Below are 14,960 nucleotides of genomic sequence, written 5' to 3'. Positions count from 1 at the left end.
CTGGTCCGGCCGGCCACGAGCGCGCGGCCCATGCGCCCGGGCCTGCTGCTCTGGACCCTGATCCTGGCAGTGACCCTGGCGCTGGCCCTGCTGCCGCTGCCCTACCCGAAATGGCTCTCCGAGGTGCCGCGGGCCTGGCGGCTCGGCTGGGACAAGGACGTGTCCGCCTTCCTGGCTTGGCTGGTCGAGGATGCAAGCCTCGGCCTGTTCAGCTTCCAGGAGCTCACCCGGGCGATCTCCTGGCTGCTCGGCTGGCCGCTCGAATGGGCGACCGCCCTGTTCGCGACCGGTGTCATGCGCGGCCAGGGCTCGGCAGCAGTGCAGGTCCTCCCGCCCATGCCCTGGTTCGCCGTGGTGGCGGCTGCCGCCATGCTCGGCTGGCATTGGGGCGGGCGGGGCCTGGCGGCGCTGGCCGGGCTGGCCTTCCTCTACCTCGCCGTGTTCGGCCAGTGGGCCAGTGCCATGGTGACGCTGGCTTCGATCGCGATCGCGGTGCCGCTCGGCGTGGCGGGCGGCCTGCTGATCGGGATCGCCGGCTTTCGCAGCCGGAAGGTGGCGGGCCTGATCACCCCGCTGCTCGACCTGATGCAGACCGTGCCGATCTTCGCCTATCTCGTGCCGATCCTGTTCCTGTTCGGCTTCGGCCCGGTCGCGGCGACGCTCGCCACGGTGATCTACGCCATGCCGCCCATGGTCCGCATCACCATGCAGGCGCTGCACGCCGTGCCGCAGGAGGTGAAGGAATATGGCGTGATGGCCGGCTGCACCCGGCACCAGCTCACCTGGAAGGTGCTGGTGCCGGCGGCACGGCCGAGCCTGCTGGTGGGCGTCAACCAGGTCATCATGCTCTCGCTCAACATGGTGATCATCGCCTCGATGATCGGGGCGGGCGGGCTCGGCTACGACGTGCTGACCTCGCTGCGCCGGCTCGACATCGGCGGCGGCCTGGAGGCAGGACTCGCCATTGTGCTGCTGGCGGTAGCCCTCGACCGGCTGAGCCGCGCCACGCAGGAGCGGGCCCCGGGGCAGGGGCAGCGCTTCTGGATCCTGTTCGTCGCGGTCCTGCTGGGCCTCTATCTGCTGGGCCTGCTTCTGCCCGGCATCGCCCGCTACCCCGACGCCTGGACGCTTTCCACCGGGCCGTTCTTCGCGGACCTGGTCGGCTGGATCAACGTCCACTTCTTCGACACGCTGGAGGCGATCAAGACCGCGATCGTCCTGAACCTGCTGGTGCCGGTCCGGCGCTTCCTGACCGAGCTGCCCTGGCCGTGGGTGGTGCTGGTGACGGTGCTGGCCGGCTGGCGCCTCCAGGGTCCGCCGCTCGCCCTGCTGCTGCTGGGGTTCGGTCTGTTCATCGTGTTCAACGGCCAGTGGCAGAACGCCATGCTGACCGTCTATCTGTGCGGCGTGTCGGTCCTGGTGGCCGCCCTGATCGGGATTCCGCTGGGTATCCTGGGCGGGCTCAGCAGGCGGGCATGGCGGGTCCTGGAAGCGGTGATCGACACGCTGCAGACCCTGCCGAGCTTCGTCTACCTGATCCCGGTGGTGATGCTGTTCCGGGTGGGCGACTTCACCGCGATGATCGCGGTGGTGCTCTACGCGCTGGCGCCCGCGGTCCGCTACACCGCGCACGGCATCCAGCAGATCCGGCCGGTGCTGATCGAGGCCGGCACGGCGGCCGGCTGCACCAACCGGCAACTGCTAACCCGGATCCGCCTGCCGCTGGCGCTGCCGGAGATCATGCTGGGCCTCAACCAGACGATCATGCTGGCCCTGTCCATGCTGGTGATCACCGCCCTGGTCGGCACCCGCGATCTCGGCCAGGAGGTCTATGTGGCGCTCACCAAGGCCGATACCGGCAGGGGCGTCATCGCGGGCCTCTGCGTCGCGTTCATCGCGATCACCGCGGACCGGCTGATCCAGGCGGGCGTGGCGCGGCTCAAGGCGAGGGGGGCGGTCGCGTGACACCGGACGAAGCCGCAGCATTGGTGGCGGCACTGCCGATCTGGCGGGGAGCGGTGACGCCCGAGCCCCTGGGCGGCGGCATCACCAACCTGAACTTCGTGGTGGCCGATGCCGGCAAGCACTTCGTGGTCCGGGTCGGCCACGACATCCCGCAGCATGGCATCGTGCGCGCGAACGAGCTGGCGGCCAGCCGTGCCGCCGCGGCGGCGGGCCTGGCACCCGCCGTGGTCCATGCGGAGCCGGGCATCCTGGTGCTGGACCATGTCGAGGCCCGGCCGTTTTCGGCAGAGGACGTGCGGGCACCTGCCAATCGCGACCAGCTGGTGGCACTTCTGCGGGACTGCCATCGCCTGGTGCCGCTCCATCTGCGCGGTGCCGGCTTCATGTTCTGGGTGTTCCACGTCCTGCGCGACTACGGGCACACGCTCCGCGAGGGGAACAGCCGGCACCGTGAGCGCCTGCCTGAATTCGCAACGCTGGCCGACCGGCTGGAGCGCCTGGTGCAGCCGGTCGAGATCGTGTTCGGGCACAACGACCTGCTGCCGGCCAACATCCTGGACGACGGCAGGCGGCTCTGGCTGGTCGACTGGGAATATGCCGGGTTCAACTCGCCGCTGTTCGACCTGGGCGGGCTCGCCTCGAACGCGGAGCTGGAGCCTGGCGAGGCGCTGGCCCTGGCCGAGGCCTATCACGGCCGGCGCCTGACCGACCGCGACCGCGTCCAGGCTCAGGCGATGGCGGCAGCCTCGCTCTTGCGCGAGACCATGTGGAGCATGGTCTCCGAGATCCACTCGACCCTGGACTTCGACTATCCGGCCTACACGGCCGCCAATCTCGCGCGTCTGGAGGCGGCGGTGGCCGCGCTCGACGCCATGGAGCGGGCATGAGCGAGCTTCCTTCCAGTGCCGCGATCGTCGTGGTCGGCGGCGGGATCGTGGGCGCCTCGGTGGCCTATCATCTGGGCCAGATGGGGGCGGGCGAGGTGCTGCTCCTGGAGCAGGGCCGCCTCACCTCCGGCTCCACCTGGCATGCCGCGGGACTGGTCGGGCAGCTGCGCAGCAGCGCCAACATCACCCAGCTCCTGGGCTACTCGGTGGCACTCTACGACCGGCTGGAGGCCGAGACCGGGCACGCCACCGGCTGGAAGCGCAATGGCGGGCTCCGGCTCGCCTGCAATGAAGAGCGCTGGACGGAGGTGCGCCGCCAGGCCACCACCGCCCATTCGTTCGGCCTGGAGATGCACCTGCTCTCGCCCAAGGAGGCGCAGGAGCTGTGGCCGCTCATGGCCGTCGACGACGTGGTGGGTGCCGCCTTCCTGCCGACCGACGGCCAGGCCAGCCCCAGCGACATCGTCCAGGCGCTGGCCAGCGGGGCGCGCAAGGCCGGCGTGGTGATCCGCGAGGGCGTAGCGGTCCAGGAGATCCTGGCGGAAGGCGGCAAGGTCATCGGTGTCAGGACGTCCGGTGGCACGGTCCGCTGCGGCAGGCTGGTGCTCTGCTGCGGCCAGTGGACCCGGCAGCTCGCCCGCACCGCGGGCGTCAACGTCCCGCTCGTCCCGGTGCAGCACCAGTACCTGATCACCGAGGCGATCCCGGGTGTCACGCCGGACCTGCCGACCCTGCGCGATCCCGACCGGCTGACCTACTACAAGGAGGAGGTCGGCGGCCTGGTGATGGGCGGCTACGAGCCGAACCCGCTGCCCTGGATGCTGGAGGTGCCGGACCAGTTCGAGTTCCAGCTGCTCCAGCCCGACTGGGACCATTTCGAGCCGATCATGGAACTGGCGCTGGGCCGGGTACCGGCTTTGGAGACCGCTGGGGTCAAGCAGCTGGTCAACGGCCCGGAAAGCTTCACCCCGGACGGCAACTTCATCCTAGGGGAGGCCCCGGAACTCTCCGGCCTGTTCGTCGGCGCCGGGTTCAACGCATTCGGGATCGCGTCCGGCGGCGGTGCCGGGATGGCGCTGGCGGAATGGGTCAGGAACGGCGAACCGCCCTTCGATCTCTGGCCGGTCGACATCCGCCGGTTCGGCCGCGCCCATGCCGACCCGGACTGGGTGCGCACCCGGACGCTCGAAGCCTACGGCAAGCACTACACCATGGCCTGGCCCTTCGAGGAGCACGAGAGCGGCCGGCCGCTGCGCCGCTCCCCGGTCTATGACCGGCTGAAGACACAAGGTGCCTGCTTTGGCGAGAAGCTCGGCTGGGAGCGGCCCAACTGGTTCGCGGCCGAGGGCGAGGATGCGCGGGACGTCTATACCTATGGCCGGCCGAACTGGTTTGCGGCGGTGGCGCGCGAGCACCGGGCCTGCCGCGAGCGGGTCGTGGTGATCGACCAGACCAGCTTCGCCAAGTTCCTGGTGGTGGGCCGGGATGCGGAGACTGCCCTGTCCTGGCTGTGCGCCAACGACGTGGCCCGCCCGCCCGGCACGCTCACCTACACCCAGATGCTGAACGCACACGGCGGGATCGAGTGCGACCTGACCGTGGCGCGGCTGGCCGACGACGAGTTCTACCTCACCACCGGCACAGGGTTCGCCACCCACGACCTGGACTGGATCCGGCGCAACCTGCCGGATGGCCTGGACGCGCGGGTGGTCGACGTCACTTCGGCCCATGCGGTGTTCTCCCTGATGGGGCCGCGCTCGCGCGACGTGCTCCAGGCGCTGACGGCGGATGATGTCGGTAACGACGCGTTCCGGTTCGGCCGCTGCCGCAGGCTGGCCCTGGCCGGTGCGCCGGTGCTGGCGCTGCGCATTACCTATGTGGGCGAGCTGGGCTACGAGCTGCATGTCCCCGTCGAGTTCGCGGCCACGCTCTATGACCGGCTGATGGCGGCCGGCCAGCCGCATGGCATCGCCAATGCCGGCTATCGTGCCATCGAATCGCTCAGGCTGGAGAAGGGCTACCGCGCCTGGGGCTCCGACATCGGCCCGGATCACTCGCCGCTGATGGCGGGCCTGGGCTTTGCCGTGAAGCTCAAGAAGAACCTGCCCTTCCTCGGGCGCGAGGCGCTGGCGGGCCAGGCGGCGGCAAAGCTGCCCCGCCTGCTCGCGGGCTTCACCGTGGCCGACCCGGAGGTGGTCCTGCTCGGCCGGGAGACGATCTATCGTGATGGGCAGCGGGTCGGCTGGCTCACCAGCGGCGGGTTCGGCCACACGATTGGCCGGCCGATCGGCTACGGCTATGTCCGCCGCCCGGACGAGGGGGTGGACGAGGCGTTCGTGCTGTCCGGGCGCTACGAGCTGGAGGTCGCGAGCGAACGGGTGCCGGCCGAGGTCTTCCTCCAACCGCCCTACGACCCGGCCTCCGCACGCGTGAAGGCCTGACGCCATGACCGATACCCAGGCCCGGATCGTGATCATCGGCGGCGGGGCGATCGGCTGCGCGATCGCCTACCATCTGGCCCGTGCCGGCCAGCGCGACGTGCTGCTGCTGGAAAAGGCCCAGCTCACCCATGGCTCGACCTGGCATGCGGCCGGGCTGGTAGGCCAGCTCCGCTCCAAGCGCAACCTGACCCGGCTGATGCAGGATTCGGTCGCGGTGTTCGACCGGCTGGAGGCGGAATCCGGCCAGGCGATCGAGTGGCGCAAGTGCGGCTCGCTGCGGATCGCGTCCTCCGATGAGCGGATGGCCGAGATCCGCCGCTCGCTGACCCAGGCCAAGGGGTTCGGCTTCGAGGCCCACGAGATCTCGGCGGCCGAGGCGAAGGCACGCTTCCCGTTCATGACGACGGACGGTGTGGTCGGTGCCGCCTGGATCCCGTCGGACGGCTATATCGACCCCTATGGCCTGACCCAGGCCTTCGCCGCGGTGGCACGGCGGGACGGGGTGCGGATCCGGGAGGGCGTGCTGGTCACCGGGTTCGAGAAGCAGGGCCGGCGCATCACCGCGGTCCTGACCGACCATGGCCGGATCAGGTGCGAGATCGTGGTCAACTGCGCCGGCATCTGGGCCAAGCGGGTGGGCGAGCTGGCCGGGGTGGCGATCGCCGCCGGTGCGGTCGAGCACCAGTACATGGTGACCGAGAAGAAGCTCGACCTGCCCAAGGACCTGCCGACCTTCCGCGACCCGGACCGGATCTTCTACCTGAAGCCGGACGTGCGCGCGTTCGCCATCGGCGGCTGGGAGAAGGGGGCGCCGGCCTGCTGGCGAGGCGGCGTGCCGTTCGACTTCGGCCGCGAGCTGTTCCCCTCCGACTTCGAGCGGTTCGAGCCGATAGCGCTCGGCGCCGCCGAGCGACTGCCGGTCCTGAACGACGTGGGCATCCAGACCCTGATCAACGGGCCGATCCCGGTTTCCGCCGATGGCGAGCCGGTGATGGGCCTGGCCCCGGAGCTCGACAATTTCTTCGTCGCCTGCGGCTTCACCGCCGGGATCGCGGCCTCGGGCGGGGCCGGCCTCGCCATGGCCAACTGGATCCTTGAGGGCGACCCCGGCATGGACCTGTGGCCGTTCGACATTCGCCGCTTCGCCCGCCAGCAGGCCAACCGCCGCTATCTCGCCGAGCGCAGCAGCGAGTCCTACGGCAATTATTACAGCATCCACTGGCCGGTGGAGGAACTGACCAGCGCCCGTGGCGCCAGGCGCAGCCCGCTCTACGACACGCTGAAGGCACGAGGTGCCGTGTACGGATCCAAGGCCGGATGGGAGCGGCCCAACTGGTTCCGCCTGCCCGGAAGCCCGGCCGAGGAGCGGCCGAGCTTCCTCCAGCGGCCCGGCTGGTTCGAGGCGGTGGCCGCCGAGCACCGGGCGGTGCGCGAACGGGTGGCGCTGATCGACCTGACCTCGTTCAGCAAGTTCGAGCTGGCCGGCAGCGGCGCCTTTGCCGCCCTGCAGCGCATCGTCGCCAACGACCTCGACCGGCCGGTCGGCAGCTGTGTCTATACCCAGTGCTGCAACGAGCAGGGCGGCATCGAGGCCGACCTCACCGTGATGCGGCTGGCCGAGGAGCGCTTCTACATCGTCACCGGCAGCCAGTTCGGCACGCGTGATGCCGGCTGGCTGCGCCGCCATCTGCCGGACGGGCTGGAGCTGCGCGAGGTGACCGGGGCGCTAGCGGTGATCGACCTGGTGGGCCCGAAGGCGCGCGAGATCCTGGCGGCGGTGAGCGACGACGACGTATCGGATGCAGCGCTGCCCTATCTGACGGGCAGGGAGATCGAGATCGGCCTGGGCCGGGCCCTCGCCGCCCGGATCGGCTATGTCGGCGAGCTCGGCTACGAGCTGCACGTCCCGATCGAGCATGCGGCCCATGTCTACGAAGAGCTGCGCCAGGCAGGCGAACCGCATGGCATCGCCGATTCCGGCTACCGGGCGCTCGACACGCTCCGGCTGGAGAAGGGCTATGTCTACTGGTCCAGCGAGGTGAGCCCGGAGATCGATCCGTTCTCCGCGGGCCTGGGCTTCGCCGTGGCGCTGGAAAAGGGGCCGTTCATCGGCCGCGACGCGCTGCTGCGGATCAAGGAGCAGGGGCCGGCGCGCCGGCTGGTGACGCTCGGCATCGACGGCTTCGCACCGCTGGTCGGCGGGGAGGTGGTGCTGCTGGACGGCCGGCCGGTCGGCAGCACCACCAGCGCCGGCTTCGGCCACACGGTCGGGCACACGGTCGCTTTCGCTTTCCTGCCGACGGAACTGGCGAAGGAGGAGCGGTTCGAGATCGAGGCCTACCGCCAGCGCTGGCCGGCCTGGCGCGGGCGGCGTGCGATCTACGACCCGAAGGGCGAGCGGCTGCGGGGGTGATCCAAGGGGGAGAAGTGCCATGGGTGACGAGGTGGCGCAGGCGCAGGCAGCACTGGCCCGGCTGGGGCTGCCGGGCAGCGATGGCCCGCTGGAGCTGCGCCGCCTGGGCGGGCTCACCAATCTGGTGTTCGCCGTGACCGGCGGGCCGGAGCCATGGTGCCTGCGCCTGCCGGGCCGGGGTACGGAGGACTATATCGACCGCAAGGTCGAGGCGGTGAACGCCCGGGCGGCCGCCGCGGCCGGGGTGTCGCCGGAACTGGTTCATTTCGGCGCGGACGGGGTGATGGTCACCCGGTTCCTGCCCGGGGTGGTGACCATGAGCCCGGAGCGGTTCCGCAGCCGGCCGGGGGCCGTCGAGCGGGCGGCACTCGCGCTGCGGCGACTACACACGGAGGCCAGCGGCTTCACCTTCCGCTTCGAGCTGTTCGGCATGATCGACCAGTACCTGCAGGTGCTGGGCCAGAAAGGGGCGGCGGTGCCGGAACGCTACCACGACGTGGTCCGCGAGGCCGGATCGGTGCGCGCGGCGCTGGCGGCGCACGAGCTGCCGCTCACTGCCTGCCACTGCGACCCCTTGTGCGAGAACTTCCTGGACGATGGCGAACGCATCTGGCTGGTCGACTGGGAATATTCCGGCATCAACGACCCGATGTGGGACTTAGGCGACCTGTCGGTCGAGGCCGAGTTCGACCGGGACATGGACCGGCGCCTCCTCCACGCCTATTTCGGCGGGCCGCCGCACCCGTTCGACGCCGGGCGGATGGTGATCTACCAAGCCATGTGCGACCTGCTCTGGACGCTCTGGGGCCTGATCCAGCATGCCGACGGCAACCCGGCCGAGGACTTCTGGGCCTATGCGGTCGGCCGGTTCGAGCGCTGCCGCCGGCTGATGGCGACCGACCGGTTCGCCCGCAGCCTGCGCGACGTGCAGGCGGGGCCCGGCTGAGCCTCAGGACGCGCGGCGTGCCGCGCCGTCCGTGGCCCTGACCCGCTGGGTCACCTGGTCCAGCCGCGCCAGCACCCGGTCGACGAGGGCAGTCATCACCTGGTCATCGGGCTGGCCGCTGCCCGTCAGCACCGGCCGCTCGCCATGGCGGCGCAACTGCTCCTTGGCGACCATCTCCACGATCGAGTGCAGCGCGGTGGCGCCGCCTTGCGGCTGCTCCGGCGAGGGGCCCGGGGTAGTGGGTAGCGACAGGTCGAGGCGAAGCGGCGGCGCTGCCGGGGCGGGCGGTGTCGCGCGTTCCGCCTGGCTAGGCACCAAGTCGCGGATTTCCTCCAGGAGGCGCTGCTGCTCGGCGGGCACTCTTTCGGCGGGCGGCGGCTCCTGGACACAGCGCCGCGCCAGGAGGCCGATCTCGTCGCCGCGCTCGGCCAGGCGCGCCAGTTCCGGTACGTCACCGGTGGCGAGCCCACCCGCCAGCCGGCGCAGCGGGAGGAGCAGCCCCAGGCGCAGCCAGCCGGCCAGCAGGAGCGCGCTTGCCGCCAGCAGGCAGGCCGAACCGGCCAGCAACAGCATCAGGCGGTCGGGCAGGCCGGCATGGCTCGAAGCAGCCTGATCACGCAGCGTCTCGATGGCGTGGTCCAGCACGAGCAGAGGCTCGATCACCGGCAGGTCGAGCAGCCGGCCGCTCGGTTCGCTCAGGCCCGCGCGCAGCAGGATCTCCGCTCGCCGTCCGGCAGCCTCCAGCTCGTCGAGCGCGCCTTGAACTTGACCGGTCGCGTCGTCCAGCCGGCCACGCAGCAGCCCGATTGCGGCGCGTGCCCGACGCAGGCCAGCCTCGGCCGCAGCGCGGATCGTCGGATCGCCACCCCCGCGCAGCCGCTCCAGATCGTGGGCGATGCCGTCATAGCCGAAGCTCCGGCGCAGATCGGCGATGGCGGCGGCCACGGCCGGGTCCGGCGCCGGCGACCCGGCCGCGTCCAGCCGGGCACCCCAGGTAACGGCCGCCACCAGCACCAGGGCGGCTGCCGCCACCAGAGCGGTCAGGAGGTCGCTGGTGCGCAGCCTGGCACCGATACGGCGGAGCAGCGGATCCGGCAGGTCAGGGGGCGGCGTCATGGTTGGGATCCGGGGGTGCGGGGTTGCGGATGGGCGCTCCGGCTCCAGGGCCGGTCGCCGCGGGCGGCGCTGAGGGCGGCGAACCGGAGGCTGCCGGACTCGAGCCTGGCTTCCAGGCCGCGGGCGGCCCGGAGGGCACTGCGCCCGATGGTGCGGGTCGGCGGCGGGCAGGCTCGTTCGGCCACCAGATCGAGCACCAAGTCGGCATGGCGGCAGTCGTCGCCGGGATCGCCCTGGCCGGTCAGCACGGCGACCCGGTGCCCGGCCAACTCCAGGGTGCAGCCGAACGGGTCGCAGCCGGGCCGGCCGGGTGCCGCCTCGGGCCAGCGGGCGAGACGCCCGGAGGCGCCGGTGCGGGTGCGCCAGGCCTCGGCCACCCGCCCGTCCAGTTCGCCCGGCGTGCGCACGAGCCGGCCGTCCTCGGCCAGCACGGCCACCACTTTGGCATCGGGCGCCACGAACAGGCGCGGTGGCTGGCCCAGTACCGCCATACCCAGGCCCAGCAGCACGGGCGGCAGGCCCAGCAGCCGCCAGGGGCGCTGCCAGATGGCCAGCCACATCCCGCCCAGCACGATCAGGGTGATGCAGCCGCCGGTCATGCCCGGGATGGCGAAGCTGGCATGCGGCCAGGCGGCGATCTCCGCCGCGAGCCACAGCACCAGGGCCACGCCGGCACCCATGACCATGAAGGCCGGCTGGTCCAGGCCCAGCGGCAGCAGGGCCGTACCCAGCACCGCGGCCGGCATCACCACGAACGAGGTGAGGGGTACGGCCAGCATGTTGGCCACCACGCCCCAGGTCGCGACCACGCCGAAATGCCAGGCGCCGAACGGTGCGGTGGCGATCGTCGCGATCACCGTGGTCAGCATGATCCCGCCGAGATAGGCCAGGACGCGTCGGGTCGGGCCGCTCGAGGTGGCGGGCTTGCGGGCGCGCCGTGCCGAGAGCGCCTCGAAGAGCGCGATCAGGCCGACCATCGCCGCGAAGGTGAGCTGGAAGGACGGGCCCAGCAGGCTGTGCGGGGCCGCCAGCAGCACGGCCGTGGCCGCCACGGCCAGCAGGCGCAAGGAGATCGGGTCGCGGTCCACCAGCACGGCGGTGAACACGATCGTGGCGGTAACGAAGGAGCGCTGGGCCGGCACGGAGGCGCCCGAGATCACCAGGTAGAAGGCGCAGGCCAGGATTGCGGCGACCGCGGCACCCTTCTGGGCCGGCAGGCGCAGGCAGAAGCGCGGCCACAGCGACAGGCCCCAGCGCGCCAGGAAGAACACCACGCCGGCCACCAGGGTGAAGTGCAGCCCCGAGATCGAGATCAGGTGGGCCAGGCCGGAGCGCTGCATGTCCTCCCAGACCCGGTTGTCGACGGCACCCCGCTGCCCGGTCACCAGAGCCGCGGCCACCGCCCCGGCAGCACCCTCGGTGGCGCCGGCGATCCGGTTGCTCAGCGCGGTGCGGATCCGCTCGACGAACAGAGCGGGGCCGCTCTCACCGGCACCGGCCACCAACAGGGTGGGCGCGCCCAGCGACCAGCCCACCGCACCCAGGCCCTGGAACCAGGCGTCGCGCGCCCAGTCATAGCTGCCGGGCAGGGCCGGCGGCTGCGGAGCCTCCAGACGGGCGCGGATCCGGATCCGGTCGCCGGCGGCCAGCAGTTCGGCACCCTTGGCCACACCGATGCGGATGCGCTGCGGCACCGCGGCTAGCTCGCGGTCCAGCACCGCCACCTGGTCCAGGGTCAGGCGGTGGCCACGCGCCCGCCCCTCGACCGCGACGATGCGGCCCTCGACCTCCAGCGTGAGCGGGCGGGCCAGCGAGATCGTGTCGACTTGCCCGGTGCGCCAGACGGCGACGAGATATCCCGCGGGCAGGGCGGCCAGCAGGCAGGCCAGGGTCGCCAGCGCGGTCTGGCGCGCGTAGAGGGCGCGCAGGGCGGCGAGTGCTGCCGCGGACAGGACGAGGAGGGCCATGCCCGTCCAGCCGTTCGGCGGATCGTCCGGCGGTACCATATAAAGGAGGACACCCAGGCCCATGAGCACGGGCGCCCACAGCGCCCAGCGATGCCGTTCCGCCAGGAGCAGGCGGTGCAGGGCGAGGAGAGCTGCGAACGAGCGGAGGGCGCCCCTCCCGGCACCCTGCCGGACTGCCGCCGACCAGGTCGTCCGACCTTGCTGCACCTGCGAGCGGTCCCGTGCTAAAGCGCGACGCGCGGGCTAGCGTCGCATCAACTTAAGGTTAATTCGGGTCGGACAGGATATCAACTAATGAGTGTAATCGTCCGGTTCGCACCCTCGCCGACGGGCTATCTGCATATCGGCGGGGCGCGTACGGCCCTGTTCAACTGGCTGTTCGCCCGGTCCAAGGGCGGCAAGTTCCTCCTGCGCATCGAGGACACCGACCGCGCGCGCAGCACCGAGGACGCGATCCAGAAGATCTTCCAGGGCCTCGAATGGCTGGGCCTGGACTGGGACGAGGAGCCGGTATTCCAGTTCGCCCGGGCCAGCCGCCATGCCGAGATCGCCCACCGGCTCCTGGCCGAGGGCAAGGCCTATCGCTGCTGGTCCACGCCGGAGGAGCTGGAGGCGATGCGCGCCAAGGCGCGCGCAGAGGGCCGCCAGCCCCGCTATGACGGGACCTGGCGCGACCGGGATCCGGCCCTGGCGCCGGCCGGCGTCGATCCGGTGATCCGGCTGAAGATGCCGCAGACCGGCGAGACCACCGTCCAGGACATGGTCCAGGGCGACGTCACCGTGGCGAACGTCCAGCTCGACGACATGGTCCTGCTGCGCGGCGACGGCACGCCCACCTACATGCTGTCCGTGGTGGTGGACGATGCCGATATGGGCATCACCCACGTGATCCGCGGCGACGACCATCTGACCAACACCTTCCGCCAGGTGCAGCTCTATCGCGCCATGGGCGTGGAGCCGCCCACCTTCGGCCATATCCCGCTGATCCACGGGCCGGACGGGGCCAAGCTCAGCAAGCGCCATGGCGCGCTCGGCATCGAGGCCTATCGCGACATGGGCATGCTGCCGGAAGCGATGCGCAACTACCTGATGCGCCTCGGCTGGTCGCATGGTGATGCCGACGTGATCTCCACCGAGGAAGCGATCCGCTGGTTCGACATGGCGCAGGTCGGCCGCTCGCCGTCCCGCTTCGACATGCAGAAGCTGACCTCGCTGAATGCCCACTGGCTGCGCACGCACGCCGACGCGGACCTGATCGGGCTGATCCGCCCGATCCTGGCCGAGGTCGGCTTCACCCTGGACGAGACCGGTGCTGCGCGGCTCCAGGCGGGGATGGGCGGGCTCAAGGCGCGCTGCCGCACGCTGGTCGAGCTGGCCGAGGCAGCGGCCTTCTACGTGGAGCCGCGCCCGATCCGGATCGCCAGCGACGCCGCCAAGCTGCTCGACCCGGCGGCGCGCGAGCGGCTGGGCGCGGTGGCGGCCCGGCTGGCGGCGGTGGAGCCGTTCGACGAGGCGACGCTGGAAGCCGAGTGCCGGGCCTATGCCACGGAGATCGGGCTGGGATTTGGCAAGCTGGCGCAGCCGCTGCGTGTGGCACTGACTGGTTCTACGGTGTCGCCCGGGTTATTCGAGGTCATGGTGGTGCTGGGCAGGGACGAGGTGAGGGCCCGGCTGGAGGACGCCGCGGCCGGCCGCAATCCGGAGAAGAACCCCCGTCGGTGACGCGCAACCGGCGCGTCGATGCTGCGTTTCCTGCACGCATCGATGAGCCGCAGCCAGATGTCGACCAAGGACAATCCGTGCCAATCTCCGGCTGACCGGGTGAAGACTGGCGTTTCGACAATGCAAGGAACAACGAGGAGAGCTCGATGACAGCTTCAACCGGCAAGTCGGCGACCTTGACCATGCCTGATGGCAAGACCGCCGAGCTCCCCGTGCTGGGCGGCGTGCTTGGGCCCAACGTCATCGACATCCGCAAGCTGTACGCCCAGACCGGGATGTTCACCTACGATCCCGGCTACACGTCGACCGCCAGCACCACCTCCAGGATCACCTATATCGACGGTGACGAGGGCGTGCTGCTCCATCGTGGCTACTCGATCGAGGAGCTGGCGACCAGGAGCGACTATCTGGAGGTCTGCTACCTTCTCCTGAACGGCGAGCTGCCGACCGCCTCGGAGAAGGCGAAGTTCGTGCATGACATCACCTACCACACGATGCTGCACGAGCAGATCCACTTCCTGTTCCGCGGCTTCCGTCGCGACAGCCACCCGATGGCGGTGATGATCGGCGTGGTGGGGGCGCTCTCGGCCTTCTACTACGAGGACCTGAACTCCGACGATCCGCACCACCGGATGGTCGCGACCCACCGGCTGATCGCCAAGCTGCCGACCATCGCGGCGATGGCCTACAAGTACACGATCGGCCAGCCCTTCGTGTACCCGCGCAACGACCTGTCCTATGCCGAGAACTTCCTGCACATGATGTTCTCGGTGCCGTGCGAGCGCTACGAGGTCGATCCGATCCACGCCAAGGCGCTGGACCGGATCTTCATCCTCCATGCCGACCACGAGCAGAACGCCTCGACCTCGACCGTCCGCCTGGTGGGCTCGACCGGTGCCAGCCCCTATGCGGCGATCGCGGCGGGCATCGCCGCCCTGTGGGGGCCCGCCCATGGCGGTGCCAACGAGGCCGTGCTCACCATGCTGCGCGAGATCGGCGATCCTGCGCGCATCCCGGAGTTCATCGAGAAGGCCAAGGACAAGGACAGCGGCTTCCGCCTGATGGGCTTCGGCCACCGGGTCTACAAGAACTACGACCCGCGCGCCCAGGTGCTGAAGGAAAGTGCCGATCAGGTCCTGGCGCAGCTCGGCAAGGCCGACAACCCGCTGCTGGCGATCGCGCGCGAGCTGGAGCGGATCGCGCTCTCCGACGATTATTTCGTCAAGCGCAAGCTGTTCCCGAACGTCGACTTCTATTCGGGCATCATCCTGGAGGCGCTGGGCATCCCGTCCAAGATGTTCACCGCGATCTTCGCCCTGGCCCGCACGGTCGGCTGGGTCGCGCAGTGGGACGAGATGATCCAGGACCCCGAGCAGAAGATCGGCCGGCCGCGCCAGCTCTATGCCGGCTACGACCGCCGCTCGTTCACCCCGCTCGACCAGCGCGGCTGAACCGCCCGATCGTCCTGCCGCTGCATGAATCCCGCGGGACCGTGCGGCGGCA

General features: G+C 70.7%; 9 protein-coding genes. 7 read left to right on the top strand and 2 right to left on the bottom strand.

The features are described 5' to 3' along the window. Window positions 1-30 precede the first annotated feature (30 nt). The 5 genes from HLA95_RS04605 to HLA95_RS04585 are packed head-to-tail and all read left to right on the top strand — an operon-like array spanning window position 31 to window position 8,652. Window positions 31-1,965: an ABC transporter permease gene (locus HLA95_RS04605; protein WP_191058782.1), complete on the top strand. Its 1,935-nt coding sequence runs from the start codon at window positions 31-33 to the stop codon at window positions 1,963-1,965. Next, on the top strand, window positions 1,962-2,852 hold the full coding sequence (locus HLA95_RS04600; RefSeq protein ID WP_191058778.1) for a phosphotransferase: 891 nt from the start codon (window positions 1,962-1,964) through the stop codon (window positions 2,850-2,852). Before HLA95_RS04605 ends, HLA95_RS04600 begins: the two co-directional genes overlap by 4 nt. Beyond that, the gene (locus HLA95_RS04595; protein WP_191058777.1) at window positions 2,849-5,293 is read left to right on the top strand and encodes a GcvT family protein; all 2,445 of its coding nucleotides are present in this window, start codon (window positions 2,849-2,851) and stop codon (window positions 5,291-5,293) included. The genes HLA95_RS04600 and HLA95_RS04595 overlap by 4 nt, the downstream gene beginning before the upstream one ends. A 4-nt stretch (window positions 5,294-5,297) precedes the next feature. After that, entirely contained in the window at window positions 5,298-7,706 is a 2,409-nt protein-coding gene (locus HLA95_RS04590; RefSeq protein WP_191058776.1) for a GcvT family protein, read from the top strand. Between the two features lie 19 nt (window positions 7,707-7,725). After that, on the top strand, window positions 7,726-8,652 hold the full coding sequence (locus tag HLA95_RS04585; RefSeq protein ID WP_191058775.1) for a choline/ethanolamine kinase family protein: 927 nt from the start codon (window positions 7,726-7,728) through the stop codon (window positions 8,650-8,652). A 3-nt stretch (window positions 8,653-8,655) separates the two neighbouring features. On the opposite strand, the gene HLA95_RS04580 is transcribed toward HLA95_RS04585, so the two are convergent. Both HLA95_RS04580 and HLA95_RS04575 read right to left on the bottom strand, forming a co-directional pair. Next, a complete protein-coding gene (locus HLA95_RS04580; RefSeq protein WP_222182598.1) occupies window positions 8,656-9,768 on the bottom strand; it encodes a hypothetical protein in 1,113 nt (370 codons plus the stop codon). Continuing rightward, a complete protein-coding gene (locus HLA95_RS04575) occupies window positions 9,765-11,942 on the bottom strand; it encodes a ComEC/Rec2 family competence protein (RefSeq protein WP_222182596.1) in 2,178 nt (725 codons plus the stop codon). Before HLA95_RS04575 ends, HLA95_RS04580 begins: the two co-directional genes overlap by 4 nt. A gap of 87 nt (window positions 11,943-12,029) precedes the next feature. Between HLA95_RS04575 and gltX the strand changes: the two genes are divergently transcribed. Both gltX and HLA95_RS04565 read left to right on the top strand, forming a co-directional pair. Then, on the top strand, window positions 12,030-13,457 hold the full coding sequence (gene gltX / locus HLA95_RS04570; RefSeq protein ID WP_222182594.1) for a glutamate--tRNA ligase: 1,428 nt from the start codon (window positions 12,030-12,032) through the stop codon (window positions 13,455-13,457). Window positions 13,458-13,603: 146 nt separating this feature from the next. Then, complete coding sequence (locus HLA95_RS04565) at window positions 13,604-14,908, top strand: citrate synthase (protein WP_191058460.1); 1,305 nt, start codon at window positions 13,604-13,606, stop codon at window positions 14,906-14,908. The last annotated feature ends 52 nt before the right edge of the window (window positions 14,909-14,960 follow it).

The sequence above is a fragment of the Geminicoccus harenae genome, assembly GCF_019800005.1.
GTDB classification, from domain to species: Bacteria; Pseudomonadota; Alphaproteobacteria; order Geminicoccales; family Geminicoccaceae; genus Geminicoccus; species Geminicoccus harenae.
Note: the sequence above shows the minus strand (reverse complement) of the source record. Positions and strands in the feature narration are given on the sequence as shown.

Excerpts from the sequence above, each read along its gene's own strand:
- HLA95_RS04580 (WP_222182598.1), bottom strand. The coding sequence starts at position 9,768 with ATGACGCCGCCCCCTGACCTGCCGGATCCGCTGCTCCGCCGTATCGGT.
- HLA95_RS04605 (WP_191058782.1), top strand. The coding sequence starts at position 31 with ATGCGCCCGGGCCTGCTGCTCTGGACCCTGATCCTGGCAGTGACCCTG.
- gltX (WP_222182594.1), top strand. The coding sequence starts at position 12,030 with ATGAGTGTAATCGTCCGGTTCGCACCCTCGCCGACGGGCTATCTGCAT.
- HLA95_RS04595 (WP_191058777.1), top strand. The coding sequence starts at position 2,849 with ATGAGCGAGCTTCCTTCCAGTGCCGCGATCGTCGTGGTCGGCGGCGGG.
- HLA95_RS04565 (WP_191058460.1), top strand. The coding sequence starts at position 13,604 with ATGACAGCTTCAACCGGCAAGTCGGCGACCTTGACCATGCCTGATGGC.
- HLA95_RS04585 (WP_191058775.1), top strand. The coding sequence starts at position 7,726 with ATGGGTGACGAGGTGGCGCAGGCGCAGGCAGCACTGGCCCGGCTGGGG.
- HLA95_RS04590 (WP_191058776.1), top strand. The coding sequence starts at position 5,298 with ATGACCGATACCCAGGCCCGGATCGTGATCATCGGCGGCGGGGCGATC.